The sequence below is a fragment of the Pseudoduganella sp. GW821-FHT11H04 genome (assembly GCF_058807935.1).
Genome location: NZ_JBXARE010000004.1, coordinates 37,556 through 63,212, shown reverse-complemented (window position 1 = coordinate 63,212; position 25,657 = coordinate 37,556). Strand labels below are relative to the sequence as shown.

General features: G+C 60.2%; 26 protein-coding genes. 12 read left to right on the top strand and 14 right to left on the bottom strand.

What is annotated here, in order from left to right; translation table 11 throughout:
* Nucleotides 1-40: 40 nt before the first annotated feature.
* Nucleotides 41-610, bottom strand: a complete 570-nt coding sequence (locus tag AC1RTP_RS10505; RefSeq protein WP_498607277.1) for a DUF4241 domain-containing protein — start codon at nucleotides 608-610, stop codon at nucleotides 41-43.
* A 12-nt stretch (nucleotides 611-622) separates the two neighbouring features.
* The gene (locus AC1RTP_RS10500) at nucleotides 623-1,462 is read right to left on the bottom strand and encodes a type 1 glutamine amidotransferase domain-containing protein (RefSeq protein WP_498607276.1); all 840 of its coding nucleotides are present in this window, start codon (nucleotides 1,460-1,462) and stop codon (nucleotides 623-625) included.
* 97 nt (nucleotides 1,463-1,559) lie between these two features.
* On the opposite strand from AC1RTP_RS10500, the gene AC1RTP_RS10495 reads away from it, so the two are divergent.
* From AC1RTP_RS10495 to AC1RTP_RS10485, 3 genes are all read left to right on the top strand, one after another.
* Complete coding sequence (locus AC1RTP_RS10495) at nucleotides 1,560-2,459, top strand: LysR family transcriptional regulator (protein WP_498607274.1); 900 nt, start codon at nucleotides 1,560-1,562, stop codon at nucleotides 2,457-2,459.
* Nucleotides 2,460-2,755: 296 nt separating this feature from the next.
* A complete protein-coding gene (locus AC1RTP_RS10490) occupies nucleotides 2,756-3,202 on the top strand; it encodes a hypothetical protein (protein ID WP_498607273.1) in 447 nt (148 codons plus the stop codon).
* 45 nt (nucleotides 3,203-3,247) lie between these two features.
* On the top strand, nucleotides 3,248-3,634 hold the full coding sequence (locus AC1RTP_RS10485; RefSeq protein WP_498607271.1) for a hypothetical protein: 387 nt from the start codon (nucleotides 3,248-3,250) through the stop codon (nucleotides 3,632-3,634).
* A gap of 55 nt (nucleotides 3,635-3,689) precedes the next feature.
* On the opposite strand, the gene AC1RTP_RS10480 is transcribed toward AC1RTP_RS10485, so the two are convergent.
* Together AC1RTP_RS10480 and pmbA are read right to left on the bottom strand one after the other, a co-directional pair.
* Nucleotides 3,690-4,778 (bottom strand): TRAP transporter substrate-binding protein, encoded by a 1,089-nt coding sequence (locus AC1RTP_RS10480; RefSeq protein ID WP_498607269.1) that lies wholly within the window; start codon nucleotides 4,776-4,778, stop codon nucleotides 3,690-3,692.
* A 47-nt stretch (nucleotides 4,779-4,825) separates the two neighbouring features.
* Entirely contained in the window at nucleotides 4,826-6,178 is a 1,353-nt protein-coding gene (pmbA, locus tag AC1RTP_RS10475) for a metalloprotease PmbA (RefSeq protein ID WP_498607268.1), read from the bottom strand.
* 94 nt (nucleotides 6,179-6,272) lie between these two features.
* Here pmbA and yjgA point away from each other — a divergent pair, with 94 nt between their 5' ends.
* From yjgA to AC1RTP_RS10455, 4 genes are read left to right on the top strand one after another with little or no spacing between them, the layout of a single operon-like run.
* On the top strand, nucleotides 6,273-6,881 hold the full coding sequence (yjgA, locus tag AC1RTP_RS10470) for a ribosome biogenesis factor YjgA (RefSeq protein ID WP_498607266.1): 609 nt from the start codon (nucleotides 6,273-6,275) through the stop codon (nucleotides 6,879-6,881).
* Nucleotides 6,874-7,482 (top strand): molybdopterin adenylyltransferase, encoded by a 609-nt coding sequence (gene mog / locus AC1RTP_RS10465; protein WP_498607264.1) that lies wholly within the window; start codon nucleotides 6,874-6,876, stop codon nucleotides 7,480-7,482. Before yjgA ends, mog begins: the two co-directional genes overlap by 8 nt.
* A complete protein-coding gene (locus AC1RTP_RS10460; RefSeq protein WP_498607262.1) occupies nucleotides 7,479-8,147 on the top strand; it encodes an alpha/beta hydrolase in 669 nt (222 codons plus the stop codon). Before mog ends, AC1RTP_RS10460 begins: the two co-directional genes overlap by 4 nt.
* Nucleotides 8,123-8,965: a M14 family zinc carboxypeptidase gene (locus AC1RTP_RS10455; protein ID WP_498607261.1), complete on the top strand. Its 843-nt coding sequence runs from the start codon at nucleotides 8,123-8,125 to the stop codon at nucleotides 8,963-8,965. Before AC1RTP_RS10460 ends, AC1RTP_RS10455 begins: the two co-directional genes overlap by 25 nt.
* On the opposite strand, the gene AC1RTP_RS10450 is transcribed toward AC1RTP_RS10455, so the two are convergent.
* Together AC1RTP_RS10450 and AC1RTP_RS10445 are read right to left on the bottom strand one after the other, a co-directional pair.
* The gene (locus AC1RTP_RS10450; RefSeq protein ID WP_498607259.1) at nucleotides 8,958-9,389 is read right to left on the bottom strand and encodes a MarR family winged helix-turn-helix transcriptional regulator; all 432 of its coding nucleotides are present in this window, start codon (nucleotides 9,387-9,389) and stop codon (nucleotides 8,958-8,960) included. The two genes, AC1RTP_RS10455 and AC1RTP_RS10450, sit on opposite strands and share 8 nt — an antisense overlap.
* 32 nt (nucleotides 9,390-9,421) lie before the next feature.
* Nucleotides 9,422-10,171 carry an alpha/beta fold hydrolase gene (locus AC1RTP_RS10445; protein ID WP_498607257.1) on the bottom strand — a complete coding sequence of 250 codons (750 nt, stop codon included), beginning with the start codon at nucleotides 10,169-10,171 and terminating at the stop codon, nucleotides 9,422-9,424.
* 302 nt (nucleotides 10,172-10,473) lie between these two features.
* Here AC1RTP_RS10445 and AC1RTP_RS10440 point away from each other — a divergent pair, with 302 nt between their 5' ends.
* Nucleotides 10,474-10,956 carry a helix-turn-helix domain-containing protein gene (locus tag AC1RTP_RS10440; RefSeq protein ID WP_498607255.1) on the top strand — a complete coding sequence of 161 codons (483 nt, stop codon included), beginning with the start codon at nucleotides 10,474-10,476 and terminating at the stop codon, nucleotides 10,954-10,956.
* Nucleotides 10,923-11,615 (top strand): nucleotidyl transferase AbiEii/AbiGii toxin family protein, encoded by a 693-nt coding sequence (locus AC1RTP_RS10435; protein ID WP_498607253.1) that lies wholly within the window; start codon nucleotides 10,923-10,925, stop codon nucleotides 11,613-11,615. The genes AC1RTP_RS10440 and AC1RTP_RS10435 overlap by 34 nt, the downstream gene beginning before the upstream one ends.
* Nucleotides 11,616-11,686: 71 nt before the next feature.
* On the opposite strand, the gene AC1RTP_RS10430 is transcribed toward AC1RTP_RS10435, so the two are convergent.
* Entirely contained in the window at nucleotides 11,687-12,526 is an 840-nt protein-coding gene (locus AC1RTP_RS10430) for a TraB/GumN family protein (RefSeq protein ID WP_498607251.1), read from the bottom strand.
* A gap of 167 nt (nucleotides 12,527-12,693) precedes the next feature.
* Between AC1RTP_RS10430 and AC1RTP_RS10425 the strand changes: the two genes are divergently transcribed.
* Both AC1RTP_RS10425 and AC1RTP_RS10420 read left to right on the top strand, forming a co-directional pair.
* A complete protein-coding gene (locus AC1RTP_RS10425; protein WP_498607250.1) occupies nucleotides 12,694-13,374 on the top strand; it encodes a BrnT family toxin in 681 nt (226 codons plus the stop codon).
* 222 nt (nucleotides 13,375-13,596) lie between these two features.
* Nucleotides 13,597-14,004 (top strand): hypothetical protein, encoded by a 408-nt coding sequence (locus tag AC1RTP_RS10420; RefSeq protein WP_498607248.1) that lies wholly within the window; start codon nucleotides 13,597-13,599, stop codon nucleotides 14,002-14,004.
* Here AC1RTP_RS10420 and AC1RTP_RS10415 read toward each other — a convergent pair.
* The 6 genes from AC1RTP_RS10415 to AC1RTP_RS10390 form a co-directional block, all read right to left on the bottom strand.
* Nucleotides 13,982-16,186 carry a xanthine dehydrogenase family protein molybdopterin-binding subunit gene (locus AC1RTP_RS10415; protein ID WP_498607247.1) on the bottom strand — a complete coding sequence of 735 codons (2,205 nt, stop codon included), beginning with the start codon at nucleotides 16,184-16,186 and terminating at the stop codon, nucleotides 13,982-13,984. The two genes, AC1RTP_RS10420 and AC1RTP_RS10415, sit on opposite strands and share 23 nt — an antisense overlap.
* Nucleotides 16,183-17,169, bottom strand: coding sequence for an FAD binding domain-containing protein (locus AC1RTP_RS10410; RefSeq protein WP_498607245.1), 987 nt, complete (start codon nucleotides 17,167-17,169; stop codon nucleotides 16,183-16,185). The genes AC1RTP_RS10415 and AC1RTP_RS10410 overlap by 4 nt, the downstream gene beginning before the upstream one ends.
* Nucleotides 17,170-17,178: 9 nt before the next feature.
* Nucleotides 17,179-17,775, bottom strand: coding sequence for a (2Fe-2S)-binding protein (locus AC1RTP_RS10405; RefSeq protein WP_498607243.1), 597 nt, complete (start codon nucleotides 17,773-17,775; stop codon nucleotides 17,179-17,181).
* A gap of 124 nt (nucleotides 17,776-17,899) precedes the next feature.
* Nucleotides 17,900-19,645, bottom strand: a complete 1,746-nt coding sequence (locus AC1RTP_RS10400; protein ID WP_498607241.1) for a hypothetical protein — start codon at nucleotides 19,643-19,645, stop codon at nucleotides 17,900-17,902.
* A gap of 13 nt (nucleotides 19,646-19,658) precedes the next feature.
* Complete coding sequence (locus tag AC1RTP_RS10395) at nucleotides 19,659-22,529, bottom strand: TonB-dependent receptor plug domain-containing protein (RefSeq protein WP_498607239.1); 2,871 nt, start codon at nucleotides 22,527-22,529, stop codon at nucleotides 19,659-19,661.
* 230 nt (nucleotides 22,530-22,759) lie between these two features.
* Nucleotides 22,760-23,314: a carboxymuconolactone decarboxylase family protein gene (locus AC1RTP_RS10390; protein ID WP_498607238.1), complete on the bottom strand. Its 555-nt coding sequence runs from the start codon at nucleotides 23,312-23,314 to the stop codon at nucleotides 22,760-22,762.
* A 96-nt stretch (nucleotides 23,315-23,410) separates the two neighbouring features.
* Here AC1RTP_RS10390 and AC1RTP_RS10385 point away from each other — a divergent pair, with 96 nt between their 5' ends.
* Nucleotides 23,411-24,748: an aspartate aminotransferase family protein gene (locus AC1RTP_RS10385; protein ID WP_498607236.1), complete on the top strand. Its 1,338-nt coding sequence runs from the start codon at nucleotides 23,411-23,413 to the stop codon at nucleotides 24,746-24,748.
* Nucleotides 24,749-24,798: 50 nt separating this feature from the next.
* On the opposite strand, the gene AC1RTP_RS10380 is transcribed toward AC1RTP_RS10385, so the two are convergent.
* Nucleotides 24,799-25,644: a fumarylacetoacetate hydrolase family protein gene (locus tag AC1RTP_RS10380; protein WP_498607234.1), complete on the bottom strand. Its 846-nt coding sequence runs from the start codon at nucleotides 25,642-25,644 to the stop codon at nucleotides 24,799-24,801.
* Nucleotides 25,645-25,657: the final 13 nt, after the last annotated feature.

Here is a 25,657-nt window from a genome sequence, read left to right as displayed (position 1 = left end):
TATTTTATCCGGCGGCATACCTTTTAAATCTGGCAGATTGTCACTTCCAGAATAAAAGCAGGCGATGCCACCAGCTGCGGCGGGGGCTTGGCAGATCGCGAATGCCCGGTACCACGGCGAAATCGGTGACCAGCGCCACCACCCGGCCGGCGGAATCGTAAGCGAAGTAGGAGGCGTAGTTTCGATTGCCGGCACCGACCGCGAATTCGACGCGGCTCTCGCCGCTGGCGAAGCAGGCGGTCCCGGACTCCACGGCATAACCGAAGATTTCATCATCCTTCAGCGTGCGCGCGTCCTGGTCAGCTGTGAGTGCGGGGTACCAATGGGCAGCGGGCGCATCGTCTAGCAGCACTCGCGCATACGAAATGCGATCCTCGCCATTGTCGAAGCGGGCCAGCGCCAGCGTCACCGGATATTCTCCGTTCGGTACGCATTGCGTGAACGGGGCCGGCGCGGGATCGGCCTGCGCATCGCCGGCGGCAATCTTGCCGTTGCCGACGACTAGCCCGCCGCCTTCGGCCAGCGCGAACTGAATGGTGGTCTCGTCAAACGTAAAACGCTCCGCGGCAAAGGCGGAGCGCAGTCCTTCGGGGTTGGGCGCATAGCTCATGCGCCCATCATATTACTTTTGAAGGCGTGCCAGCAATTCCTTGCCCACCAGCGGCGCCGAGGCCGGATTCTGGCCGGTGACCAGTTCGCGGTCGGTCACCATATTGCCCTGCCAGTTCGCGGCCTTGGAGAATTTAAGGCCAGCCTTTACCAGCGCAGTCTCCGGGTAGAACTTCATTTCACCGCCGGCCAGCTGGCCTTTGGACGCTTCCTCTTCGTCGTTGGTGAAGACGGTCACTTTGTAGCCGGAGTAGATCCATTTCGGCTGCGTTGGCGTGGCGCCTTGCGCCATCTTCATGGCGAAGCCTTTGGCGTCCGGCATGGCGGACAGCAGCGCGATCGGGCCGTGGCAGACCAGGGCGGTTGTCTTGCCGTCCTGGTGGAAGGCGGCCAGCACCTTGCCCAATGCGGGGCTGGTCAGCAGGTCCTGCATCGGCGCGTGGCCGCCCGGGACATAGACAGCGTCGTACTTGCCGTAGCCTTGCTGCTCGACGCGCGCCAGGCTGATGACGGGCGAGTTGGCGCTGTCGGTCAGGCGCAGCTGCTCCAGCAGCTTCTGGTGCGTTTCCAGTGCAGCCTGGTCGCCACCGAAGAACATGGCGTTGACCGACCCCTTGTCCATGGTCGGCGCCTTGCCGGTCGGGGTGGCGAAGCTCACGGTGTGGCCGGCGTCCAGCAGCATCTTCACTGGCTGCATCAGCTCATTGAGGTAGAAGCCGGTCTGGAAGGTTTTACCGGCCTTCAGGTCCAGCGTGGACTCGTCGGACAGGACGACCAGCACGTTGCCGGCGTGGGCGGCGCTGGCGCTCAGTGCGGCGGCGGCGAGGGCGATTGCGGTGAATTTCTTGAACATGGTGTGCTCCTTGGTGATTTGATGGTGCTACTTTATTCAAACCTCCAACGGCGATAAACTACCTGCCAGCCAAACCATTTTTCCCTTAAAGGCAATAATGAGCCGGAAATACGACCATTTGAGCGATGTCGAGACCTTTGTGACGGTCGTGGAGCGCGGCTCGCTGACGGCGGCCGCAGTCGCCATGTCCACCACACCCTCAGTGGTAAGCCGTGCTCTGGCACGACTCGAAAAGCGCCTCGGCACCCAGCTGCTGCGCCGGACCACCCGCAGCCTGGGCCTGACCGACGCCGGCCGCCTGTACCTGGAGCAGACCCGCGCCGCGCTGTCCCTGATCGACGACGCCGAACGCGCCGTGCAGGCCGAGGGGGGCGAAGTGACGGGCCGAATCCGCATCAGCGCTCCCACTACCTTCGGCCATTACCGCCTGCCAGCCCTGCTGCATCAATTCTCCGAACGTTATCCTGCAGTGCGCGTCGAATTGAATATCACCAACCGCAATGTCGACCTGGCGGCCGAAAATTTCGACTTCGCGATCCGCCAGGGCGTGTTGAAGGACAGCGGCATGATCGCCCGCAAACTGGAAGATGCTGAACTGGTGCTGGTCTGCTCACCCACGTACGTGCAGCGGCGCGGTTTGCCCCGCAACCTCGAAGCGCTGGCGCAGCACGACTGCCTGACCTTCCTGCTGCCCAGCACGGGCCGCTCCTTTCCCTGGCAATTCATGCGCAAGGGCGAAGAACTGGACTGGCCACCCGAATCTGCGCTGCAAGTGACCGATGACGCCTTGGGAACAGTATCGCTGGCGGAAGCGGGCCTTGGCATCTGCCAAACCTTCCGCTTCATCGCACAGGAGCGCCTGGAGCGCGGCGCGCTAGTGGAGGTGCTGCCGGAATTGAAGGGCCGCAGCCGGCCCTTCTCGCTGATCTACACACCGCAGCGCCGGATGACCGCCGCAGCGCGCGCCCTGCTTACTTGCCTGCTCGGAAAGCCTTAGCGCGGATGTGTGTTGGCGGGTATAGCCAATAGTCCGTATGTCTTTCACGCTGTTTTCCGCCGCTGTTTTCCGCTGAAACGCGCTGATTTCCGCTGCTTTTTCGTGGATCACACAGCTGCTCCAAAAAAACAGCGCGAAACAGCGGAAAACAGCAGAAAACAGCGGCTCATTTCAGCGGAAACGACATACGCTGTTGGGCGAACCACCTGCAACCTCTATTCGTTTGGGCAAGATGGTATGCTGGCCTGGATGGCCTCCATCAGGAGCCACTCTGGCTAATTCAAACGAGTTCATGTATGCCACATCTACTCAAGCGATCCTTGTTTGCAATACTCACCTTGGTCACTTGTTCGGTTATTTATTTTGCTTTGCCGCGAGCTACTTCACACGGCATTCAACTTGGCGGAGCACTTTTCACTGGGCAGTCGGTTATAGAGAATTTTCGTTATCGCTACTGGTTTAGACAGACTTTGCGGGGAGACGAGCGTGCGCTTGAATTACTTGTAAAGGTGCATTGCGGCGGCGGAGCTGGCTGCTACGATCATGGCGCCGTGTTGCTGCAACTCCTTGATCAGGTCGGCGATGAAAAGTTTTCAGTGATGGTAAGGCAAATGAAAAGTGAATCGCAGCATGACTTGCGTGATTTGCTCGCCGTAGGTTTCGAGTACAGCTCGCCTTTGCGCAACTTTGGAAGCAAGGCGCACTTCCCGCTTACAACCAAGGCGCTGGGAAATTTACATTAGGGGAAGGACCGCACGAATTCGGTCAATTAGAGAAAGTGAAAATTGATGAAAACAATCAGCTCATTCGTCCTCCTGACGTTCCTTTACGCCAATGGTGCAATTGCGGACAGCGGCCCGTCGTTCGAAAACTTGCGCGCACAATCAAATAGAGATTCACGCTCACCCGACGGCATGGCTTGGGAAGAAAAAAATGCTCAGGAAGGTGGAGTTAAATTAACGCCCATCGTTAATCAGTGCCGGAAAACTGCACCGGAAGGTATAGACGAGGATTTCTCACTGTTAGTGAATTTGTCAAAACAAGGCGTGCCTTTGAAAATTCTGGTTTCGCCAGAGACTAAATATTCAGAATGCGTGCGATCGCACGTCGCAAGCATCAGATTTTCAGATGCGCCGTGGGAAGGCTACTGGTTGCAAATTCATATGCAGAAATAGCGAACGCTGAACTACACGCCGCAGCGCCAAATGGCGGCTGCGGCGCTTGGCTGGTTTACTTACCTCGGCCAGCCTTGATCAGGTAGTTCTGGATGGTGGACTCGGCGATCGAGGCCCACTGGTTCTGGTCGCTGCGGAAGCGCTTCCATGGTTCGTAGATCTTGGCGAACTTGGAGTTCTTGGAAGCCTCTTCGTTCATCTGCTCGATGGTCGCCTTGTAGGCGGCATCCATGATGTCCGGCGAGTAGTTGCGCAGCTTGACGCCGTTCTTCAGCAGGCGGCCCAGGGCGGTCGGGTTCTTGAAGTCGTACTCGGCCTGCATCACAACGTGCGCCTCGTAGGAAGCGCATTCCAGCGCGGCCTGGTATTCCTTCGGCAGCTTTTCCCATTCTTTGATGTTCACGTACAGCGAGAACGAAGCGCCAGCTTCCCACCAACCTGGATAGTAGTAGTACGGCGCGATCTTGTAGAAGCCAAGCTTCTCGTCGTCGTATGGGCCGACCCATTCCGCCGCATCGATGGTGCCTTTTTCCAGCGCAGGGTAAATGTCGCCGCCAGCCAGCTGCTGCGGCACGGCGCCCAGGCGCTCCATCACCTTGCCGGCCAGGCCGGCGATACGCATCTTGGTGCCCTTCAGGTCGGCCACAGATTTGACTTCCTTGCGGAACCAGCCGCCCATCTGGGTGCCCGAGTTACCGGCGATGAAGTTGATGATGCCGTAGTCCTTGAAGTGGGCGCGCAGCAGCTCCTTGCCGCCGCCCTGGTCGTACCAGGCAGTCTGCTGGCGCGAGGTCAGGCCGAAAGGCACCGCGCAGTCGAAGGAGAACGTCGCATCCTTACCGTAGTAGTAGTAAGAGGCGCTATGACCGCACTCCACGGTACCCGACTGCACCGCGTCCAGCACGCCCAGGCCAGGCACTACTTCGCCGGCCGCGAACACGCGGATATTGAATTTACCTCCGGTCAGCTGTGATACGCGCTTGGTGAACGTATCGGCCGCGCCGTAGATGGTGTCGAGGGATTTAGGGAAGCTGGATGCCAGGCGCCAGTTAATTGCAGGCAGTTCGGCAGCGATGGCTGGTGTGGCGATAACTCCTGCGCCGGCACCCGCTGCCGCCTTTTTGATAAAGGAACGACGTTCCATACGTACTGTCTCCTTAGGGGTTGTTTGGAAACAGTGTATGGAAATATTTAGTTTCCAGCAACCACCATCTTTTCAATCAAGATCGAGCCGGTGTTCTTGGTGCCGCGCACCAGGGTATCGGTGCCGATGCCGACGATGTCGCGGAACATGTCTTTCATATTGCCGGCGATGGTGATCTCTTCGACCGGGTACTGGATCACGCCATTCTCGACCCAGTAACCGGAAGCGCCGCGGCTGTAATCGCCGGTGACATAGTTGGTGCCCTGGCCCATCAACTCGGTCACCAGCAGGCCGGTGCCCATCTTGCGCAGCATGGCGGCGAAGTCGTCGTCCTTCCTGGTGTTCGAGGAAGTGATGGTCAGGTTGTGCGAACCGCCCGCATTGCCGGTGGTTTTCATACCCAGCTTGCGCGCCGAGTAGGTCGACAGGAAGTAGCCTTGCAGTACGCCGTTCTTCACCACGTCGCGCTTGTGGGTACGCACGCCTTCTTCATCGAACGGGGCGGAGCCGATAGCGCCCACCACATGCGGGTCTTCCTTGACCTGGATGTGGGATGGGAAGACTTCCTTGCCCAGCGTATCGAGCAGGAAGGTGGACTTGCGGTACAGCGCACCGCCCGAAGTGGCCTGCACGAAGGCGCCCAGCAGGCCGGCCGCCAGCGGCGCCTCGAACAGCACCGGGCAGGTACGGGTAGCCAGCTTGCGCGCATTCAGGCGGGCCAGCGAGCGTTCAGCGGCGTAGCGGCCGACTGCTTCGGCGCTGGCCATTTTCTTCGGGTCGCGCACCGACGTGTACCAGTCGTCGCGCTGCATCTTGGCGCCTTTGCCGGCAATCGGGGTCACCGACAGGGTATGGCGCGAATAGGGGTAGCCGCCAATGAAGCCGCGCGAGTTGGCCGACACGAAATGCGACTGTTGCACATGCACGCCGGCGCCTTCGCTATTGGTCACGCGCGGATCGACCGCGAAGGCCGCCGCCTCGGCGCGCTGCGCCAGGGCCACCGCTTCTTCGGTGGAGATCGCCCATGGGTAGAACAGTTTCAGGTCTTGCGGATTCTTTTCCAGCAGATCTTCTTCCGCCAGGCCGGCGCAATCGTCTTCCGCCGTGAAGCGGGCGATGTTGTAGGCCGCTTCCACCGTCGCCTTCAGCGAAGACTGGGAAAAATCGGAGGTGCTGGCATTGCCGCGCTTCTTGCCAATGAAGACCGTAACGCCGATCCCCTTGTCGCGGTTTTGCTCGATCGTTTCGATCTTGCTCTTGCGGACCGACACCGAGAGTCCGCTGCCTTCGCTGATCTCAACGGCTGCATCGGTGCCGCCCTGCTCGCGCGCATACTTCAAAACGTCGCGTGCCAGCTGTTTCAGCTGGTCCTGGGAATAGGCAAAGGCGGATTCGCTCATGGGTCTTTTTGGGAGGCTTGGCATTAAAACAGTTATCATAGCAGCCGTTTACTGTTTTTACAGGTAGGGTGTGCCTACCCCCTGCCCTTATATCATGCCTAATCCAAACCGTGGCTCAGTTGGCTTCCAGTCCAGCGAGTTCGAACAAGAATACGAACGCCCTTCCAAAACCGAATTGAAACGCCAGTCCGACGCCCTGCAGGCGCTGGGTAAAGAACTGGTGGAAGCGCCGCGCGACCGCGTCAAGCGCGTGCCGATGCCGGAAGACGTGCGCGATGTCATTCTGGAATGCCAGAATATCAACAATCACGAAGGCCGCCGCCGCCAGATGCAATTCATCGGCAAGAAGATGCGCACCCTGTCGGAAGAGGAAGTGGCAGCCATCAAGCGCACCATCGAGGGCTGGAAAGGCGCCTCCAAGGCCGATACCGCCGCCCTGCACGCCCTGGAACGCCGCCGCGACAAGCTGCTGGCCGACGACAAGGCGCTGACCGTGCTGCTGGAAGAAGCGCCGCACCTGGACGTGCAGCACCTGCGCACCCTGATCCGTAATGCCCGCAAGGAGCAGGCCGAGAACAAGCCGCCGAAAGCTTACCGCGAAATCTTCCAGATCCTGAAAGACCTGCAAAAGGCGCCCGCCGCCGAGCCGTCGCCAGGCGAAGAAGTCGATGTCGACGCTCCGGACGACGAAGACCATGAGTGACGAAACCCTCGTCGTTGGCCTGGTTTCCATCTCCGACCGCGCCAGCGGCGGCGTGTACCAGGACCAGGGCATCCCTGCCCTGGAAGAGTGGCTGCGCAGCGCCCTGACGACGCCGGTGCGTTTCGAAACCCGCCTGATCCCCGACGAACGCCCGCAAATCGAGTCCACCCTGGTGGACCTGGTCGATAACGCGCACTGCCACCTGGTGCTGACCACCGGCGGCACCGGCCCGGCGCGCCGCGACGTGACGCCGGAAGCCACGCTGGCCATCGCCACCAAGGAAATGCCGGGCTTCGGCGAGCAAATGCGCCAGGTCAGCCTGGCCTTTGTGCCGACCGCCATCCTGTCGCGCCAGGTCGCCGTGATCCGCGAGAGCGCCGATCATGCTGCGCTGGTGATCAACCTGCCCGGCCAGCCGAAAGCCATCAAGGAAACCCTGGAAGGCCTGAAAGACGCCGACGGCAAGCAGATCGTCGGCGGCGTCTTCGCCGCCGTCCCATACTGCATCGACTTGATCGGCGGCCCTTACGCCGAAACCAACTATGCGGTGTGCAAGGCATTCCGCCCTAAATCCGCTATTCGCAAGAAGGACAACGCATGACCCACCTGCTGGACTCCATCGTCATCGACACCGCACCGAATCCTGAAGTTTCCGTCATCTGGATGCACGGCCTGGGCGATAGCGGCGAAGGCTGGGCGCCTATCGTCAACGAGCTGGATTTGGCCGGCCTGCCGGGCATCCGCTTCATCTTCCCGCATGCGAACACAATGCCGGTGTCGATCAACGGCGGCTACGTCATGCGCTCGTGGTACGACATCGTGCATAACGACCTGGGTCGCCAGGAAGACGAAAAAGGCCTGCGCGAATCGCAGATCCTGGTCGACGCGCTGATCGAGCGTGAAATCGCGCGCGGCGTTCCTGCCCACCGCATCGTGCTGGGCGGCTTCTCGCAAGGTTGCGCCATGACGCTGATGGCGGGCCTGCGCTTCCCGCAAAAGCTGGCTGGCCTGATGTGCCTTTCCGGCTACCTGCCGTTGGCCGACAAGGCCGCTGCGGAGCGCCACGCCGCCAACCAGGAAACCCCGATCTTCATGGTGCACGGCACGATGGACCCGGTAATCCCGATCGGCCGCGCCACTGCCTCGCGCGACCTGCTCAAGCAACTGGGCTACCAGATCGAATGGCATGACTACCCAATGCAGCACTCGGCATGTGCCGAAGAAGTGCAGCATATCTCGGCATGGCTGAAGAAAGTGTTCGCTTAAGTTTGCGCCTGGCGGGCCTGGCGGCCTGCCTGCTGTCCTGCGCAACAGTCCACGCTGCAACGCAGCCGGTGGCGGCGCCGTGGTGCGACCGCCTCGCCGCCCGCCTGCCGACCGTTTCGGCATCGGCCTGCCGCCAAAGCGCGGTGACGCCGAGCGGCGCCAAATCCAATAACGGTTTCCCAATCCTGGAGCGCGACATCGCTGCCGCACCAAGCGCGCCGCGCGTACTGCTGCTAGGCGGCATCCACGGCGACGAACCCAGCGCCTCGGCCCTGGTCTTCCGCTGGCTGCAAACGATGGACACGCCGGCCGCGCAAGGCCTGCACTGGAAAGTGGCGCCGCTGCTCAACCCCGACGGCCTGCTTGCCGCCAAGCCCCAGCGCGTCAACGCCCACGGCGTAGACCTGAACCGCAACTTCCCGACGCCTGACTGGCAGCGCGAAGCCCCGCGCTATTGGGCCAAGGTCACCCGCAGCGACCCGCGCCGCTTCCCCGGCAAAAGCCCGCTATCGGAGCCGGAAAGCCGCTGGGTACATCAAACCATTGAGAATTTCCGCCCCGACCTGATCGTGTCGGTGCATGCGCCGTTCGGCGTGCTGGATTTCGACGGCGACGCCGAACCGCCGCGCAAATTCGGCCGCCTGAGTTATCGGAAAGTGGGAGTCTACCCAGGCTCGCTAGGCAACTACAGCGGCCAGCACAAGCAGGTGCCCGTGATCACCATCGAACTGCCGCACGCCCAGGCCATGCCGTCGGACGCGGAAGTCCAGCGCATCTGGCTCGATATGCTGGAATGGATACGCACCAACCTTAACTGAGGTTGCCGCTTAATTTATCGAGGCCCGCCGCCAAGCGCTCCACGTCGCCCGCCGTGATGGCGCATGCTTCGGCAATCTGCTGGCTCACCTTCCAGCCTTCGACGCGCAGCTTGCGGCCCTGGTCGGTCAGCGTCAGCACGCGGTTGCGTTCATCGTTCGGATCGCGGTCGCGCACCAGATAGCCCTCCGCTTCCAACCGTTTGACCAGGGGCGTGATCGAACCAGGATCTTGCTGCAGGCGCTCGGCCAGGCCCTTGATGCCCAGCCCTTCCTCTTCCCACAGCACGACCATTACCAAGTATTGCGGATAGGTCAGGTTGAGCGGAGCCAGGATCGGCTTGTACAGCTGCGTCATCTTCAGCGAAGTCGAATACAGCTTGAAGCAGAGATGCTGGTCCAGCGTTGGGGGCGTGCGTTTTTCCATGGCGCGTACTTTAGCACAGCCCCCTCTGGCCATTAACGCTTGACCGCAGCCAGGATCACCTTGGCCACAGCATCCGGTTGCGACGCCATTGGCACGTGGCTGGTCGGCAGCGTGGTGATGGTGGCGTTGATCTTGGCGGCGAAAGTTTTTTGCAGGCCCGGATCGATCATGCGGTCTTTGGAAGCGACGATGTAGTAGCTTGGCTTGGTCTTCCATGCAGCCACGTCGACCTTGTCGCCAAAGGCGCTGGCCTTGATTGGGCCCTGGGTCGCGGTCATCAGGCGATGCTCGGCCGGGGTCAGGTCCTGCGCGAAGTTGACGGCCATCGACTCGGCCGACAGGTAGATGAAGCCATTATTGTCAGGCTTCAGGGTCGCAATGCCCGGTGGCAGTGGGAAGTCCTTGCCCAGTTCACCAATTGCCTCGCCTTCCGATGGAGCGAAAGCGGCCACGTAGACCAGTGCCTTCACCTTGTCGCTGGCGCCGGCCTGGGTAATCACGGCGCCGCCCCAGGAATGGCCCACCAGCACCACCTTGCCGCTCTGTGCATCGATCACGCGCTGGGCGAAGGCCGCGTCGTCCGCCAGGGAAGTCAGCGGGTTCTGCACCGACACCACTTTCACGCCCTGCTTTTGCAGGATCGGGATCACCTTGTTCCAGCCGGAGCCGTCGGCGAAAGCGCCGTGCACCAGCACGACGGTGGTGTCTTCGGCAGCGTGGACTTGGGCGGCGCCAGCCAGCAGGGAGGCAGCGATCAGGGCGGATTTGATGGTCTTGGTCATGGTATTTCTCCTTTGATTAGCTCGTTAATGATTAGCGCACTAAGCGCTTGAGTCGAAATATAGCGCACTAATCGTTAGCGTGCAAATTATTTTTAAAATCGTGCGGATGCCTGGAGTTGACTTTTAAATGATCAATAGAAAAGAAGTCGCGGAGTACGAAATAAAGTCACGGACACCGAAATATAGGCGCGGACGCTTTTCGCAACTCCGCCTTGCCCTTAAACAAACGTGGTTATGAAACTAGATAGGTAGCTTGTGCTAATATGTAACTTATACTTTACACGAACTAATGAGGGCCAAACGTGAACCTGCGGCAGATCGGCGCCAAAGTGAAGCAGCACCGGACCCAACTGGGCCTGCTTCAGGAGCAAGTTGCAAAGTTGGTCGGGCTGTCACGCGCCACTGTCAATAGACTTGAGAACGGCACGCTAAACGACATGGGATATGCCAAGCTCAATGTAATTTTGGATGTCCTCGGGATCAACCTCCAGGCAAATGAAGCGTCCAGCATAAAGAGTGGGTTGGCCACAGCGGCTAAGAGTGCTAGTACAAGCTATCGCGTCATTCTGACTCCTGACACCCTGTCCGACCTGCTACGAACTGGCGATATACCGACAGAATTCCAACCTCACGTCATGGCGCTGCTAGAAGAAACGCCTCTGCCAGTGCTCGTCAAAGCGGTATCTGAGGCAGCGAGCAATGAGGTCCCTTCAAGCAAGATCATGAAAAACCTACAGCGCCTTGCGAAAGAATGGCACATATGTCGGGAAGTTTGGCAGCACTGACTGAAGGCACGCTCCCCACCACCTGGGAAACGCTATTCAAGAGTGCACTAATAGCGATCGATGAGATTGCGAAGCACGGTCGCGACAATCCGTTTTGGACCTTCGGGGGCGGTACAGTCCTTATGCTTCGTTACGGCCACCGCTTCAGTAAAGACATCGATATATTTGTGCCGGACCCACAGTCCTTGGGTTTCGTTAATCCAAGGCTAAGCGAGGTCGTAGAATCGCTGACCACCGAGTATGTCGAGGCTGCCGGCTACGTCAAGCTCTACTTGCCCGAAGGGGAAATCGACTTCGTCGCAGCACCGAACTTAACAACACCTGGTTTTGAATGGATCACGCTTCTCGGCAGAGATGTCAGGGTCGAAACTTCGGCTGAAATTATTGCGAAGAAGATGTGGCATCGAGGCGATCGAATTACTGGGAGAGATATTTTTGACTTCGCGCTCGTCGTTCGGCATGAGCGAGAGGAACTGATGCAACATGCATCGCTGATGGTAAGACATGCGGAGATCTTGCTCACGCATTTAGAGACCCGTTATGCGCCCTTAAAAGTGCAATTCGAAGCGGTCGATACTCTGAACTTCAATCCAGACTTTGACGAAGCGATTGAAACGCTACGCACTACGCTTATCGAAATGACCGCAACGAAAAATTAGCTGCCATAGGTATGCCGGCTTTAGTCACCTCGAGTCGTTTAAGTCGATTGGGCTTTTCAGCCTAGATTAAATTAGCTGGACCGCGGCGGCAATTTGATGGGCGTCACTGTGTAGCCAGCTTTTCGCAACTGGGCAATCAGCCCAGCATCCCCTGGAAGGTGTGCGGCTCCAACTACGATAACGGCTCCGCCTTCATCCAGAACTTTCTGGAGTCGTGGTAACCACAAACGGTTACGCTGGAAAATCTTAATCTCATTGTGGAGCCTGACCTCTGCTTCACTATCAAACGCCGCATCGATCGCTTTGAGTACTGAATCGTAATCACCGACGTTCAGTGCCGACACAATATGATCGTAAATTCTGTCTAAATCAGTGCCCAAGGCTCTGCGCAGAGCAACTTCGTAAAGACGTTCGGGCACAGCATCCCTTGCTCTTGCAATTTCTTGTGGAGACTCCAGGAAATCAATTTTCCATCCCGATTTGACTGAAGAAGCAGCAAAAATCATCTCCCGCGACATGAGAGCAACAGGTGGACAACGAACAGAGGCGAACATGGACATGCTTTCCGCACTTTGCGAATACAACGCCTTTTTGAAACCCTCCGCAGAGGTGATGCAGCGAGCTCGGTCTCGCAAAACCGTAAGCTGATCCGGCCTCAGGTTCAAAGCCCATGGCGACAGTTTTCCATTCTCATTTGGCTCATCCTTGTGGCGGGGAGCTGAAATAAAATGCTCAAATACCAAACGCCGCATGCCTTTGATTTTGCCTGGGTCCGGCTGTATCAATCTCTCATGCCCCACGTGCAGTGAGCCAACAAGGATGTTTTGACGGCCCGTTGCTGAGATCACACGCAGAGCAGGAACGCCTCCGTAACCATCTGAAAACTCAGCTGCAAAGCTGACGGCAGGCAAACACTGAGACGTGAAAGCAAGCAGGATTATCAGCAGTCGATTGATAATAGTACCCAGAAGAACTCCCTTTCAAATATAAAGTTACAAATTCACAAGGACTGAGCGCCTAGCAACAAGTTGCATAAAAGAATTACTATACTGAGTATCTTCCAAACATGCGAGGCGCAATGGACAACTCGAGCAGCGAACGCACTCCGCCGAAAATCTGGACCGATCCGATGGAACTTCTACAGACGATTGAAACGGAGCAGTTCAACCAGAAACTCAAATCGCTTAGTATCAACGAGCGCCGTCGGCAACTTCTCCTTGATGTGATCCGAGGTGAGTCCGAACTGGACGCTCATGACAAGATAGATATCCAGCGATTCGCCTTGAAAGCATTTTTCCCTGAGGTCTACAAAAGCCTCAATTTCGGTCACCATGCATACTCGACTGGCGAGCTGTACGAATACGACCCGCCGAAGAACGGTCAAAACATCATCAAGCATGGTTTCAGCTTCGGTGAGGTATATAGCTATCAAACAGATTTCGGCGCATTGTCGGTCCCATGCCCCAACGTCACCGACGGTGAGCGACATGTGCTCTTTACCAACGTGGATGCTGGCACCAATGGCGAAAACCTGAGGTTCCCGTTTCCTGGCGCGACAGGAGTAGTTACCGTCATGACGATTGGTCAGTTCCGTGACTCGAAGTTGAGATTTATCTCAGCGCAAATGTTAAGTCGCGGCGACCATCACCGCAGGATGAACCAGGCGCTCCAGAATATTTTCGAGAATGCGCGTGAAGAGAAAAAGAAATTTGTGGATCATTGCGCCGCCATCGTCGAAGAACGCTTATTCAATACGTAGTTCGGCCTAAGCGGCAAATAGCGAACGGGTAGCGCGCATCTTGTCCGCGGTTGCTGCGCAATACTCGCAGACAAGGTTCGGCAAAGCCAAGGCTTCGATCGATGACTACGGAAAAATGAACGCTAAAGACATCAACTTCTGATCTGGTGACAGCAATTTTTCGAAGTTCCGATCGGTCAACTCAGCGCTGCAGTTCGCGAGATTGTTGCGTATACTCGTGCCATGATGAAATTTTTTAGCGATGTTCTATCTGGGCTTCCCAGTCTCTCTCAATTTTTCCCGGCAACTGCGTACATCGCGATTCTGATTTTCGTGGCGAAGGAGCTCCTCGAAATTCGACGCCGCAATGCAGCTGACGTACGCAAGGTTCAGGCATTAAAGAAGGTCTTGGCGCGGGAGTGTCAACTTAACTTCACCGCAGTTGAACGTCTGCGCAATACTTTGACGGACATGCAGACAACTGGCGTCACCAAGGACGCGAATCGCCAATTCAGCTGGAATTGCGTGCGACGGGAAGTTCTTTCCGCGACTTTAGTCATCACACATCTTTCGAGAATCAAGGTTTTCGCCTATGAGGAGTGTCCGCGACTATTTTTCAAGGGAACATTTAAACAATCTTATCCAAAGTAAGCGGCAGGTCGCGCACCCGTTTGCCTGTGGCGTGATAGACCGCGTTGGCCACCGCGGCGGCCACGCCGACGATGCCGATCTCGCCGATGCCCCGCGCACCCAGCTCGTTGAAATGAGTGTCGTTGCCCGGAAGCGCCACGATGTCGATATCGCCGATATCGGCATTCACCGGCACGTGATAGTCGGCCAAGTTGGCGTTGGCCGCACGGCCGTAGCGCCAGTCCATCTCCGTCTTCTCCATCAGCGCCATGCCGAGGCCCCAGACAATGCCGCCCATGAACTGGCTGCGCGCGGTCTTCGCGTTCAGCACCGTACCTACGTCGTAGCAGGCGACTATGCGCGGCACGCGCACCGTGCAAAGGTCCGGGTCAACGTGCACTTCAACGAACACGGCACCGAAGGAATGCATGGAGAACTGCTTCTTCTCTTCGCCGGGTTTGGCCTCGCCGTCGGCGCTTACCGCCTGGCCGCCGTAACGGGCGATTACTGCCGCCATCGGCTCGCCGCGTTCAGGCCTGGTCCGCAGGCGCAGCCAGCCGCCTGCCGCCTCAACTTCCGAGACGTTGAAACCGTGCAGAGGCGAAGCCTGGTCGGCCACGGCCATCGCTACGAGTTTGTCACGCGCAGCCGTGCAGGCACGGTGCACGGCGGGACCGACGCTGGCTGCCGTCATCGAGCCGCCGGAGACGGGCGCCTCCGGCATCGTCGTATCGCCTAATTCAAAGCGCACTTTTGCCAGCGTCAGCCCCAGTGCATCGGCCGCCACCTGGGTCATGACGGTGTAAGTGCCGGTGCCGATATCGTGCGAGCCGCTTCGTACCAGGGCCGTACCATCCGGCGCGATGCTGGCCGAGGCTTTGGCCGGCATGCGGTTGGCCGGGTAGGTCGCGGTAGCCATGCCCCAGCCCACCAGCGAGCGGCCGGCGCGCATCGAGCGCGGCGCCGCAGTGCGCTTGGCCCAGCCAAAGCGTTCTGCAGCCACCTTGTAGCACTCGCGCAGCTGCTTGGCCGAGAAGGGAATGTTCTTTTCCGGGTCTTGCTCCGCATAGTTCTGCAAGCGCAGCGCGACCGGGTCCATGTTCAACGCGTACGCCATTTCGTCGATGGCGCATTCCAGGGCGAAGCTGCCGCTTGCCTCGCCCGGCGCCCGCATATAGGTCGGCACGCCCACGTCGAGGGTCGCCAGCTGCTGGGTCGTTTGCAGGCTGTCGCTGGAATACAGGATACGCGTGGGAGAGCTGCATGGCTCCGTGAAGTCGTCCTGCGTTGCGGTGTGCGAAATGGTGTCGTGCACCACGGCCGTCAAGCGGCCTTGCGCATTGGCGCCAACGCGGAAGCGCTGCTCTGTCATCGGCCTGGCGCCAACCGGCGCAAACATCTGTGTACGCTCCAGCACCAGCTTGACCAGGCGGCCCGCAACGCGCGCCGCCATCGCGGCCAGCACAACGTGCGACCACATATTGCCTTTGCAGCCAAAACCGCCGCCGACAAAAGGCGAAACCACCCTTACCTTTTCCGGTGCGATGCCGAGCGCCCGAGCCGAATTTTTTTTCACACCGGAGATGTTCTGCGTAGCGTCATACAGCGTGAGCTGGTCACCTTCCCAGGCGGCGATAGTGGCGTGCGGCTCCATCGGATTGTGGTTCTCGACCGGCGTGGTGTAGAGCGCATCGACGCGCTGGCTAGCCTGGGCCAGGCCGGCCTGCACGTCGCCGCGCGAAGTCTGCATGGGACGGTCCGGCTGTTCTTTCGGCTTGCGCAGCTTGGCCGCGTGGAAGTCCAATCGCGCCGGCTGCGGCGCATAGCGCACCTTGATGGCGCGGGCAGCATCCTGTGCCTGCTCCAGTGTTTCGGCGACAACGACGGCAATCGGCTGGCCGTTGTATTTGACCTCGTCGTCTTGCAGCAGGTTCAGCCTGGGCGGCGGCGGTTTCTGTTCTTCGCCGCCGGGCTTTTCGCGCGGCAGGCGTTGCGCGTTCTTGTGGGTGATCACGGCCAGCACGCCGCGCATGGCGGTGGCGCGCGCCGTGTCGATGCTTGCGATATGCCCCCGGGCGATCGTGCTCTGCACCATCACGGCGTGCGCCATGCGCGGCAGGGCGTGTTCGGCCGAGAAGGTGGCTGTTCCGGTGACCTTCTGGCGGCCATCGGTGCGAACGACTGCTTGTCCGATCTGGTTCATGCACCCTCCCCTGCGATCTGAAGCGCGCGCACGATGGCGCGCTGCGCCAGTTCTACCTTGAAGCGGTTTCCTTCCAGCGGCTGCGCACCATCCAGCAATCGTTGCGCGGCGGCGCGGCATTGCGCTTCATCGAGCGGACGCCCTTGCAGCAGGGTTTCCGCTTCACGGCGCCGCCACGGCTTGTGCGCCACGCCGCCAAGGGCAAGGCGCGCGTCGCGCACGGTGTGGCCATCCATGTCCAGCGCGGCGGCAACCGAAACCAGCGCAAAGGCATAGCTGGCTCGGTCGCGCAGCTTGAGGTAATGGCTGTGGCGCGCCATAACGGATGGCGGCAAATCGATCGCGACGATCAGTTCACCCGGCTGCAACATCGTGTCGTGCTGCGGTGTATCGCCCGGCAGGCGGTGGAAATCAGCCAGCGCCACTTCGCGCCCGCCCTGCGGTCCGCGCAGCAGGACCACGGCGTCCAGCGCCGCCAGCGCTACGCTCATGTCCGATGGATTAACCGCCACACAGGTTTGGCTGGCGCCAAGGATGGCGTGCATGCGCTGGTGGCCCTGCCGCGCATCGCAGCCCGAACCTGGTTCGCGCTTGTTGCAATGGCTGAAGGCTGTATCGGTGAAGTAAGGGCAGCGGGTTCTCTGCATCAGGTTTCCGCCCATGGTCGCCATATTGCGCAACTGGGCCGAGGCGCCGGACAGCATGGCCTGCGACAGCAAGGGATAACGCTCGCGTACGAGGGCATGGCGCGCCGCATCGGCATTCCGCACGCCGGCGCCGATACGCAAGCCGCCACCGGGCAGTTCGTCGATGCGGTCCAGGCCCGCATGGGTGATGTCGACCAATCGCAGCGGGTGCTCGATATCGCCCTTCATCAAGTCCAGCAGGTTGGTGCCGCCGCCAATGAAGCGCGCGCCATCCTGCTGCGCCAGGCGCAGTGCGTCCGCCGCGTCGCGGGCACGTTGGTAGTAAATGGATTGCATGGCGTCCCCTTAGCCGCGCCGCAGCGCCACTTCGCGGATGGCGGCGACGATGTTGGGATAGGCGCCGCAGCGACAGATATTGCCGCTCATGCGCTCGCGGATTTCGTCGTCGGTGAAACCGGCGCCGTCGGCCCGCACTTCTTCCAGCAGCGCCGTGGCCGAGCAAATCTGGCCCGGCGTGCAATAGCCACACTGGAAAGCGTCATGATCGAGGAAGGCTTGCTGCATCGGCGATAAGGTCTCGCCCTGCGCCAGGCCTTCGATAGTAGTTATGTGCTCGCCCTCGTGCATGACGGCCAGCGTCAGGCAGGAATTGATGCGACGGCCGTCCACCAGCACGGTGCAGGCGCCGCACTGGCCCCGGTCGCAGCCTTTCTTCGTCCCTGGCAGGCCGATATGCTCACGCAAGGCATCGAGCAAGGTGACACGCGGCTCCAGCGACAGGTTGTAATCGCGGCCATTGATATTGAGGCGCACCGGCTGGGCCGGCGCGGCAGGCGCGAAATGGCCTGGTGCGGCTTGCGGCTTGGCTGCCATGGCGGCGGGAACTTGCGTGGCGCCTACGGCGGCCAACGCAGACTGCAGGAAACTTCGGCGGTCAGGCATGGTTTGCTCCCGAAAGGGGTCCGCCAAGCAGTGTGCCGCGCGAAGTGCCGGGCTTCCGTTAGCCCGCGCACACAAGCTTCAATCGGGAAGCGGCGCCGCAGCGCATGGATAGGCGTCTGAAACTTCAAGGCCCATTGATCAGGAACTGGCGCTCGACCGGCACCGCCGATTGCAGCCGGGGTTCAAGCGAGCGCCCCCATTGCCAGGCGACGACCGTCACCGTGATCGGGAATTTGCTGCGCCTCGGCAGCTCGGTGAAGTGCAACACGCCGTCATCGTCCACCTCAGCCGGGCCTTCGCGCACGTAGAAGTGGACAGGAGCATCGGCGCTGGATTTCGCCTTCAGGAGGATCGGCGCCATTGCCTTACCAGCTCGCTGGGGCGCGATGGGGTCGAAGCTGATTTCCTGCGCTTGCCCTTCAGTGTTATTCATGGGGAAGCGGAGCTGCGCCTGCTGGACCATCTGCTTGTAGGTTCCGTCACCCGGCCAGGTCAGGGAAAACCAGATGTCGTTTGAACGTTTTTTGTTGTTCATGCCCATCCGGTAAAAGCGGATCGAGTAGGTATCGGGGCCGGCCTGGATCACCGGCCCGCATATGCGGGCGATACGCAGGCGCGCCGCTTGCGCCTCATCGGGGTGTGCGATTGCTTCGCCCGCCTGCACCGCGCGCTTGCCTTCGGCCAGCATATTACCCCAGCCGCCAACGCCTTCCGTCCCTGTGGATGGGTCAAACTTGCCGTCGCCTGGCACCCGGTCCCAGAAACCACCCGCCAACCTGAAGCTCAGGCCATCGTCCTGGGGTTCGAACTTGAGGTGAACCATCGCATGATCCGGACGGGGAGCGGTAAGACCGTCCCGCTGCCGATAGCCGACCAGGACAGTCGGTTGGTGCCGGAAGCGCGCCTGCAGGACTTCAACGGCGTGGGCCATTTCGCCATCGAATGCCCAGTAGGCATCTTTGCGCGGCCCACGATATGACGCGACGGCCGCCGCTCGGGCGGCAGGCGCAGTATCAAGCTGCCAGCCGTCGTAGAGCCAGCCGCTGCGCCGGGGATCGATTGGCCGCAAGGTTGTTTTGCCGTCTGCCGTTGCGCTGCGTGACAAGCGATATTGTGCGGCTTTACGAAGGAAAAGGGCCATCAATGCCACGCGCTCGTCGGATACTTCGAAATGCCCGCCCCCAGGCTCGATCACGTGCGTGAGCGCGGTCCCGGGATGCGCTTCCAGCTGATCGCCCTTCTGGTTTGCATACCATCCGTCCCGCATATTGCCCGCTACTTCATACTCCCCCTTCACCACCAGGCCTGGTACGCCGTCAACGGTGCGCTCCCCCCAATCCGGACTGCGGTCGGCGTTATTGTCGATGAAATAGGGCCACATTCCGCTGGTCGATATCACGGCCAGTACGCGCGCAGGCGCCCACGCTGCCATATCCCATCCAAACGATGCCATCGCAGAATGACCGATTGGCGCCAGGGGTGCTTGCGCCAGTTCAGCGTAGCCTGACTTGCCTGCGAGTTCTTGCAGCAAGCGGTCAAGCATCGCTCCCGCGTCGCGATCAAAGCGGAAATGGTTGGATCCCATCGCTGGCGTCACCCAAACTTCCGCAAAACACAGCTGCGCCATTGTCTTGCGGAAGAGGGGGTGCTCAAGGATTGGCTCCTCCTGCATATTGTGCTGGCCGATCACCACCGCCCGCACGCGCTGGCAGGCTGGCGGAATCCAAAGAAATGCACGCGGATGATCCCCGGTCTCGCTGGAGACTATTTCATCGACGGTGGCCGACCATTGATATTCCGCGCCCGACACCTGGAATGGCAGCAACAATGCCAGCCAGGCTGCCAACCAAAGGTGTCGGGCTTTAGGCATATTGCACCTCACATCAGAAGTCGTAACGCGCGGTCAGCCAGTAGGAACGCGGCGGATTCATCACCACCCACGACGCCGAATTCGGCAACTGCGCCATGATGTCGCTCTTGCTGACGCCAGTAACGGTTGGCACCATCGTGTCGTAGGAGCTGATGTACTTATTGTTCAGCACATTGCGGACATCGAGCGAGATGCGCAGGTTCTTGATGCCGGCCCACATCACCGACATGTCCAGGTTGCGCTGTTTCGGCAGGTAGTTCGTGTTGGCCGGATTGCTGTCCAGCTTGCGGACATGGGTATAACGATGGCGCAAATTGAACTGGAAATCACCGAACTCGTAGGAGAAGGTATTCGACAACACCCACTTCGGCGTCCGTGCCATCAGGCCGGCTACGGTGGTCAACACATCATCCTGCGGGCCGGGGCTGCCGGCCGAGAAACTGCCAACCGCGAGCGCCTTACCTTTCGAGTACAGGGCGTTGCTGTTCCAGGTGAAGCTGCGGATTGGGCGCCACTTGATTCCGGCTTCCAGGCCCTTGGTCAGATAATGGTTCAGGTATTCCACCACGTAGGTCGTGCCATCAGTATTCAGCGGGGTTTGCTGGATCCATTCCAGCATCTCGGTACGGAAGGCGGTGACCTGGCCGCTGATCGAACCGTGGTCGAACACATACGACATTTCATCCTGCTTCAAGTCGACCTGCGGGAACAGGGGCTTGTTATCCGCATTGAACTGCGTCTGGTAGCGGTTGAGAATGCCGGTGATGTTATTACCGGCCATACTGTGGCGGTAATAGACCTTGTCCAACGGCGTGACGTTGTAACCCAGCGAAGCGCTGTAGTTCTTCAGGTACACGCGCTTGTGCGCTTCCACCGGCGTGGCACGCACATAATTCTGGTTGTCGTACCAGGTCAGCGGGTCGCCATCGAGGCCGCCATAGCTCAGCGAGTTGGCGCCGGTTGCCTGTGGCGTCGTTGTGTAAGGGACGGTGTAGGTGGACGCCTTGGTCAGCGTGCCCTTGTAGGAAGCATTCAGGTCCCACTTGCCTGGCGACCAGGAAGCGCCCAGGATCGGCTGGATGTCGCGCTGGCGGTCGCGATAGCTGAACGCCGTGAAGCCGCCGTCGACATAGCCGCCGCCCTCGCGGCCCCAGCCGCCTTCGTCGGTCAGCTGGTAGATATTCCCGCCCGTCACATAGCGCGCGCCCAGGTTGCTGACGTTGCCGCTTTCGAAAGCCGACAGGCCGCGGCCATTGAACCAGGTGTCCTGGTGCTGGTCGGACTGCGAGGCAAAGAGGCCGGCCTGCAACTTGTAATTGGAACCCGTGTAGGTGGCCATGAAGTTGAGCATGAGGTCGCGCGAGACGCGGTTGCCCAGGTTCGAGTTGGTGATGTAGACCAGGTCCTGGTTGGCGGGGTTGGTCGATGCCGGCACCTGGATGCCGTTCACCAGGCCGCCCCCCAGGTCGAAATTCGCATTCGGCAGGTTGGTGTAGGTCACGCATTGCGCCGGACTGGTTGCGCTACCAGCAGCGCAAGGCAAACCGGTTCGGTAATTGATGCCGTTGGACTTGCCGACGTTATTGGAAATGCGCGCACGGACCGCGCCCGTCTTCATGTCATACAGTTCGTAATAGCCGGCGCGGCGGTTCAGGTTGGACGTCACTCCGGCGCCGACGCCCTGGTTGACGAGATACGGATCCTGGAAGGCACTGACGTTCCACAGCGAAGCCGGGCCGGCGTTGTAGAAGGCCTGCTGCAGGAAGGACTGGCTCTTCGCATATTTGACCGCCGAATTGAAGCTCCATGGGCCGCCGGTCTCATGGTCCCATTTCGCCCAGATGGCATCCTGCTTGTAGTTGGCGCCTTTGGTAGGGTCGTGATACTTTGTGCTACCCGGGCCATCGACGACGTCGGTGCGTACCGTGTGCTGGCCGCCTTGCATGTACATATTCCCGCCACGCACGAAGCCCGGCGCAGGGTCAGGGTTGCCGTAGCCGTGGGATGGCATAGTGAACTGGCCATTCCACGAGTTCATGTCATCCAGGTGCTTGACGGTCAGGGCGAGGGTGCCGCTGCCGCCGCTGTCCGTTTCGTAGCTCTTTTCCAGGCGAGCCTTGACTTGCCCGCCCTTGTTGAGTGGATAGCCGGGATCGACTGCGCCAGTCGAGCGCCGGTAGAAACCGCCGATGTTGGCACGCAGGTCGCCCGTTTCGTTGCGCCAGCCGTGCAGGAAGTCCACTTCTTTCCAGGACAGGTGCGGGTCTTCGCCTTCCACGCCAAGCCTGGTCTGGATACTCGATCCATTCTTGATCGCCCCAGGCAGGAAGTTGAAGACGGCGCCTGCCGAGGAGCCCACCGAGGTGCCGGAGGAGCCGCCGCGGATCGCTTCAACGCGGCTGACGGTAAGGTCGTTGCGCAGGAAATTCCCGTCCTGGAAATTGTTCCATTTAACGGGAATGATCGGTAGGCCGTCTTCCAGGTAGCTGGCCCAGAAATTGGCCGTCGTGGGGCTGCCGGTACCGACCGACATGCCGCGGGTATAGGCTTCGTTGCGGACCACGCCTTCATTGGTTTCTACCATCACGCCTGGCATGTCGCGCAGCATATCGTCGGCACTCAGCGGGGTGAACTTGCCCATGTCCTTGGCGTCGATCACAGAATAGGCGACGTTGGCGGCCCGCGCTTCAGCCTTGCCAACGGTGCCGGTAACAATCACGGTTGGCGAATCTTCTTTTGGGGCCGGTTTGGTTTGGGCCGGCGGGACGGCCTCCTGCGCAAGGGCTGCACTAACGGTAAGTAATCCGGCGCTGGCCACGACGGCCAAAGCGAACTGCGGTGCCGGGATGGCGAACCGCCCCCGATTCAGATCAAGTTTCTTCATTGTCTCCACCTGGTTTTCGGTCCCCGGATGGGGCCGTGTTATCGATAACCATAAAGATAGCAGTTATCGATAACAATTTCAAAGCCATTATTCAACCAGTGTCGATTCGTCATCAGGCTGTGCCATTTCCGCCACAAAGATTTCAGGTGCGCAGCGCACGGCGCATGACCATGCGAACCAAGACGAGCGTTGGACTTATCCGGAAGAAGACCACCTGCTGCCAGGGAACACTAGGCAGGCAAGGGCGGCACGGTCGAGGGCGGCACCGCCGAGCGCGCGCCGTTCATGACCATGGCGAGCAAGGTGTAGTAGCCATTGATGCCCATCAGGTCCGTCACGCCCTTGTCGCCGAACTGCAGCGCGGCTGCGGCCCAGGTGGCGTCACTCACCTGCTTCGTTGTGTGCAGTTCGTGGCAGAAGTCGTAGACTGCCTGCTCGTCAGGCGCCATGCCGCTCGGCGCCATGCGTGCGGCGATCGCATCGATCACTTGCTGCGGCACCCCGGCTTCGGCCGCGATGGGTGCGTGGATGGCCCATTCGACTTGCTGGTCCCAATGGCGCGCCGTGACCAGGATGGCCAGTTCAGTCAAGCGTGTGCCAATGGCGCTGCGGTAGCGCAGGTATTCGCCGAGGCGCTGCGTGCAGGCCATCAATTCAGGGCTGTGCAGCAACGGCACGAAGGGGCCATACAGGGCGCCGCGCGGGCCATCGATGACGGCCTGCGCGGCGGCGCGCTGCTCGGCTGTCATGTCGGCTGAAGGGATTGGTCCTAAGCGTTCATTCATAGCCACAAATGGTCGCACAGTACAGGACAAAAATCAAAACGCCGCAGCGGTGCGCGCGCTAATGTCCTTGGACGACCAACCCTGCGAGGAGCCGCCATGACCCACCTGATCCACCGCGACCTGCGCCGCACGCCGCCAGTCGCCGTCTGCGCTTTCGGCATGCATGTGCGTGACAAGGATGGCAACACCTATCTCGATGCCAGCGGCGGTGCCGCCGTTTCTTCGCTCGGGCATAGCCATCCGGACGTGCTGGCGGCGATGCAATCGCAGCTCAAAGTGGCGGCCTATGCGCACACCTCCTTTTTCACAACCGAGGTAGCCGAGGAGCTGGGCGAGCGGCTGGCGCATGATGCGCCGGGCGACCTGAATTTTGCCTACCTGGTGTCCGGCGGTTCGGAAGCTGTCGAGGCGGCGCTCAAGCTGGCGCGCCAGTATTTCGTCGAAGGAGGGGAAACCGAGCGGCGCGTGTTCATCGCTCGCCGCCAAAGCTACCATGGCAATACGCTTGGCGCGCTGGCCTTGGGTGGCAACGAATACCGGCGCCGCCACTTCGAGCCGATGCTGATGGACGTGGCGCGAGTGTCGCCTTGCTTTGAGTACCGCGAGCGCCGTCCCGGCCAGGACGTACACGAATACACCGACAACCTGCTGCAGGAACTGGAAGCAAAGATCATCGACCTGGGACCGCAGCATGTGATCGGCTTTTGCGCGGAGACGGTGGTGGGTGCGACCAGTGGCGCGGTGCCGCCCACTCCAGGCTATTTCAAAGGCGTTCGGGCGCTGTGCGACAAGTACGGCATCCTGATGATCGCCGACGAAGTGATGTGCGGCATGGGACGCACCGGTACGCTGTATGCGATTGAGCAAGAGGGGGTGGTGCCGGACATCGTCGCGCTGGGCAAGGGCTTGGGCGCTGGCTATCAGCCGATTGGCGCCGTGATGGCGCGCGACCATATCGTGCAGCGGCTGCGCTCGGGCAGCGGGGTTTTCCAGCATGGGCACACGTATGTTGGGCATCCGGTGGCTGCTGCGGCGGCGCTGGCGGTGCAGAAGGTGATACGGCGTGATTCCTTGCTCGGAGCGGTCACCGTGCGCGGTGCGGCGTTCAAGCGCATGCTGCGGGAGGCGTTTGCCATGCATCCACATGTGGGGGATATTCGGGGGCGCGGCATGCTGCTAGCGTTGGAGCTAGTGCAGGAGCGCGAGGGGAAGCGGCCGTTTGATCCGGATCTACGGCTACATGCGGTGGTGAAGGAGGCCTGCATGGAGTGCGGGCTGATGGTGTACCCGATGGGGGGAACTATCGATGGCCGGCGGGGGGATCATGTGCTGCTTGCGCCGCCGTTTATTGCGACGGAGGCGGATTTGCAGCAGATTGTGGGGAGGTTGGCGGATGGGTTGGAGCGGGCGTTGCTGCGCGTACGGCCTGCCTAACCCCGGTAAATCTGGGTCAGACCCAAGGGTCCGACCCAGGTTTACCGGGTTTAGAATTCCTGGTACCCGATCACATCCTGCTGCTGTTCGCCCAGGCCAGCAATACCAAGGCGTACAAAATCGCCCTTCTTCAGGAAACGCTTCCTGGCCAGCCCCACACCCGGCGGCGTGCCGGTGGCGATGATATCCCCCGGCTCCAGCGTCATGAAGCGTGAAATATAAGCCACCAGCTGCGGCACCTTGAAAATCATGGTCTCGGTGCAGCCAGTCTGCATGCGCTTGTCATTCACCTCCAGATAAAGATCCAGCTTATCCAGATCCCACACCTCATCGCGCGTCACCAGCCACGGGCCGACCGGGCCGAAGGTATCGCAACCCTTGCCCTTATCCCAGGTGCCGCCGTTCTCCAGCTGGAACTCGCGCTCGGACACGTCGTTCACCACGCAGTAGCCGGCGATGTACTTTTCAGCGTCTTCCTCGCTGACATTGCGAGCACGGGTGCCGATCACCACGCCCAGCTCCACTTCCCAATCGGTCTTCTTGGAGCCCTTCGGCAGCATGATCGGATCGTCCGCGCCGGACAGGCAGGTGATGGCCTTCATGAAGATGATCGGCTCTTTCGGAATCGGCAGTCCGGCTTCCTTGGCATGGTCGGCGTAATTCAAGCCAATGCCAATGAACTTGCCCACTTTGGCAACCGGCACGCCCATGCGAGGATTGCCGCGCACCACAGGCAGCGTTTCGGGATCGATTTTCGCCAGTTTGCGCAGCACCTTATCGGACAGGTTGGCGCCCGAAAAGTCGCTCACATGCGCGGACAGGTCGCGCAACTTGCCAAATTCATCGACCAGGCCAGGTTTTTCTTTGCCTATGCGGCCGTAACGAACCAGTTTCATTTCATCTTCCTTC

What these genes read in the sequence shown, in the direction of transcription:
- AC1RTP_RS10505 (WP_498607277.1), bottom strand. Translation starts at nt 610, where the DNA reads ATGAGCTATGCGCCCAACCCCGAAGGACTGCGCTCCGCCTTTGCCGCG.
- AC1RTP_RS10500 (WP_498607276.1), bottom strand. Translation starts at nt 1,462, where the DNA reads ATGTTCAAGAAATTCACCGCAATCGCCCTCGCCGCCGCCGCACTGAGC.
- AC1RTP_RS10495 (WP_498607274.1), top strand. Translation starts at nt 1,560, where the DNA reads ATGAGCCGGAAATACGACCATTTGAGCGATGTCGAGACCTTTGTGACG.
- AC1RTP_RS10490 (WP_498607273.1), top strand. Translation starts at nt 2,756, where the DNA reads ATGCCACATCTACTCAAGCGATCCTTGTTTGCAATACTCACCTTGGTC.
- AC1RTP_RS10485 (WP_498607271.1), top strand. Translation starts at nt 3,248, where the DNA reads ATGAAAACAATCAGCTCATTCGTCCTCCTGACGTTCCTTTACGCCAAT.
- AC1RTP_RS10480 (WP_498607269.1), bottom strand. Translation starts at nt 4,778, where the DNA reads ATGGAACGTCGTTCCTTTATCAAAAAGGCGGCAGCGGGTGCCGGCGCA.
- pmbA (WP_498607268.1), bottom strand. Translation starts at nt 6,178, where the DNA reads ATGAGCGAATCCGCCTTTGCCTATTCCCAGGACCAGCTGAAACAGCTG.
- yjgA (WP_498607266.1), top strand. Translation starts at nt 6,273, where the DNA reads ATGCCTAATCCAAACCGTGGCTCAGTTGGCTTCCAGTCCAGCGAGTTC.
- mog (WP_498607264.1), top strand. Translation starts at nt 6,874, where the DNA reads ATGAGTGACGAAACCCTCGTCGTTGGCCTGGTTTCCATCTCCGACCGC.
- AC1RTP_RS10460 (WP_498607262.1), top strand. Translation starts at nt 7,479, where the DNA reads ATGACCCACCTGCTGGACTCCATCGTCATCGACACCGCACCGAATCCT.
- AC1RTP_RS10455 (WP_498607261.1), top strand. Translation starts at nt 8,123, where the DNA reads ATGGCTGAAGAAAGTGTTCGCTTAAGTTTGCGCCTGGCGGGCCTGGCG.
- AC1RTP_RS10450 (WP_498607259.1), bottom strand. Translation starts at nt 9,389, where the DNA reads ATGGAAAAACGCACGCCCCCAACGCTGGACCAGCATCTCTGCTTCAAG.
- AC1RTP_RS10445 (WP_498607257.1), bottom strand. Translation starts at nt 10,171, where the DNA reads ATGACCAAGACCATCAAATCCGCCCTGATCGCTGCCTCCCTGCTGGCT.
- AC1RTP_RS10435 (WP_498607253.1), top strand. Translation starts at nt 10,923, where the DNA reads ATGGCACATATGTCGGGAAGTTTGGCAGCACTGACTGAAGGCACGCTC.
- AC1RTP_RS10425 (WP_498607250.1), top strand. Translation starts at nt 12,694, where the DNA reads ATGGACAACTCGAGCAGCGAACGCACTCCGCCGAAAATCTGGACCGAT.
- AC1RTP_RS10420 (WP_498607248.1), top strand. Translation starts at nt 13,597, where the DNA reads ATGATGAAATTTTTTAGCGATGTTCTATCTGGGCTTCCCAGTCTCTCT.
- AC1RTP_RS10415 (WP_498607247.1), bottom strand. Translation starts at nt 16,186, where the DNA reads ATGAACCAGATCGGACAAGCAGTCGTTCGCACCGATGGCCGCCAGAAG.
- AC1RTP_RS10410 (WP_498607245.1), bottom strand. Translation starts at nt 17,169, where the DNA reads ATGCAATCCATTTACTACCAACGTGCCCGCGACGCGGCGGACGCACTG.
- AC1RTP_RS10405 (WP_498607243.1), bottom strand. Translation starts at nt 17,775, where the DNA reads ATGCCTGACCGCCGAAGTTTCCTGCAGTCTGCGTTGGCCGCCGTAGGC.
- AC1RTP_RS10400 (WP_498607241.1), bottom strand. Translation starts at nt 19,645, where the DNA reads ATGCCTAAAGCCCGACACCTTTGGTTGGCAGCCTGGCTGGCATTGTTG.
- AC1RTP_RS10395 (WP_498607239.1), bottom strand. Translation starts at nt 22,529, where the DNA reads ATGAAGAAACTTGATCTGAATCGGGGGCGGTTCGCCATCCCGGCACCG.
- AC1RTP_RS10390 (WP_498607238.1), bottom strand. Translation starts at nt 23,314, where the DNA reads ATGAATGAACGCTTAGGACCAATCCCTTCAGCCGACATGACAGCCGAG.
- AC1RTP_RS10385 (WP_498607236.1), top strand. Translation starts at nt 23,411, where the DNA reads ATGACCCACCTGATCCACCGCGACCTGCGCCGCACGCCGCCAGTCGCC.
- AC1RTP_RS10380 (WP_498607234.1), bottom strand. Translation starts at nt 25,644, where the DNA reads ATGAAACTGGTTCGTTACGGCCGCATAGGCAAAGAAAAACCTGGCCTG.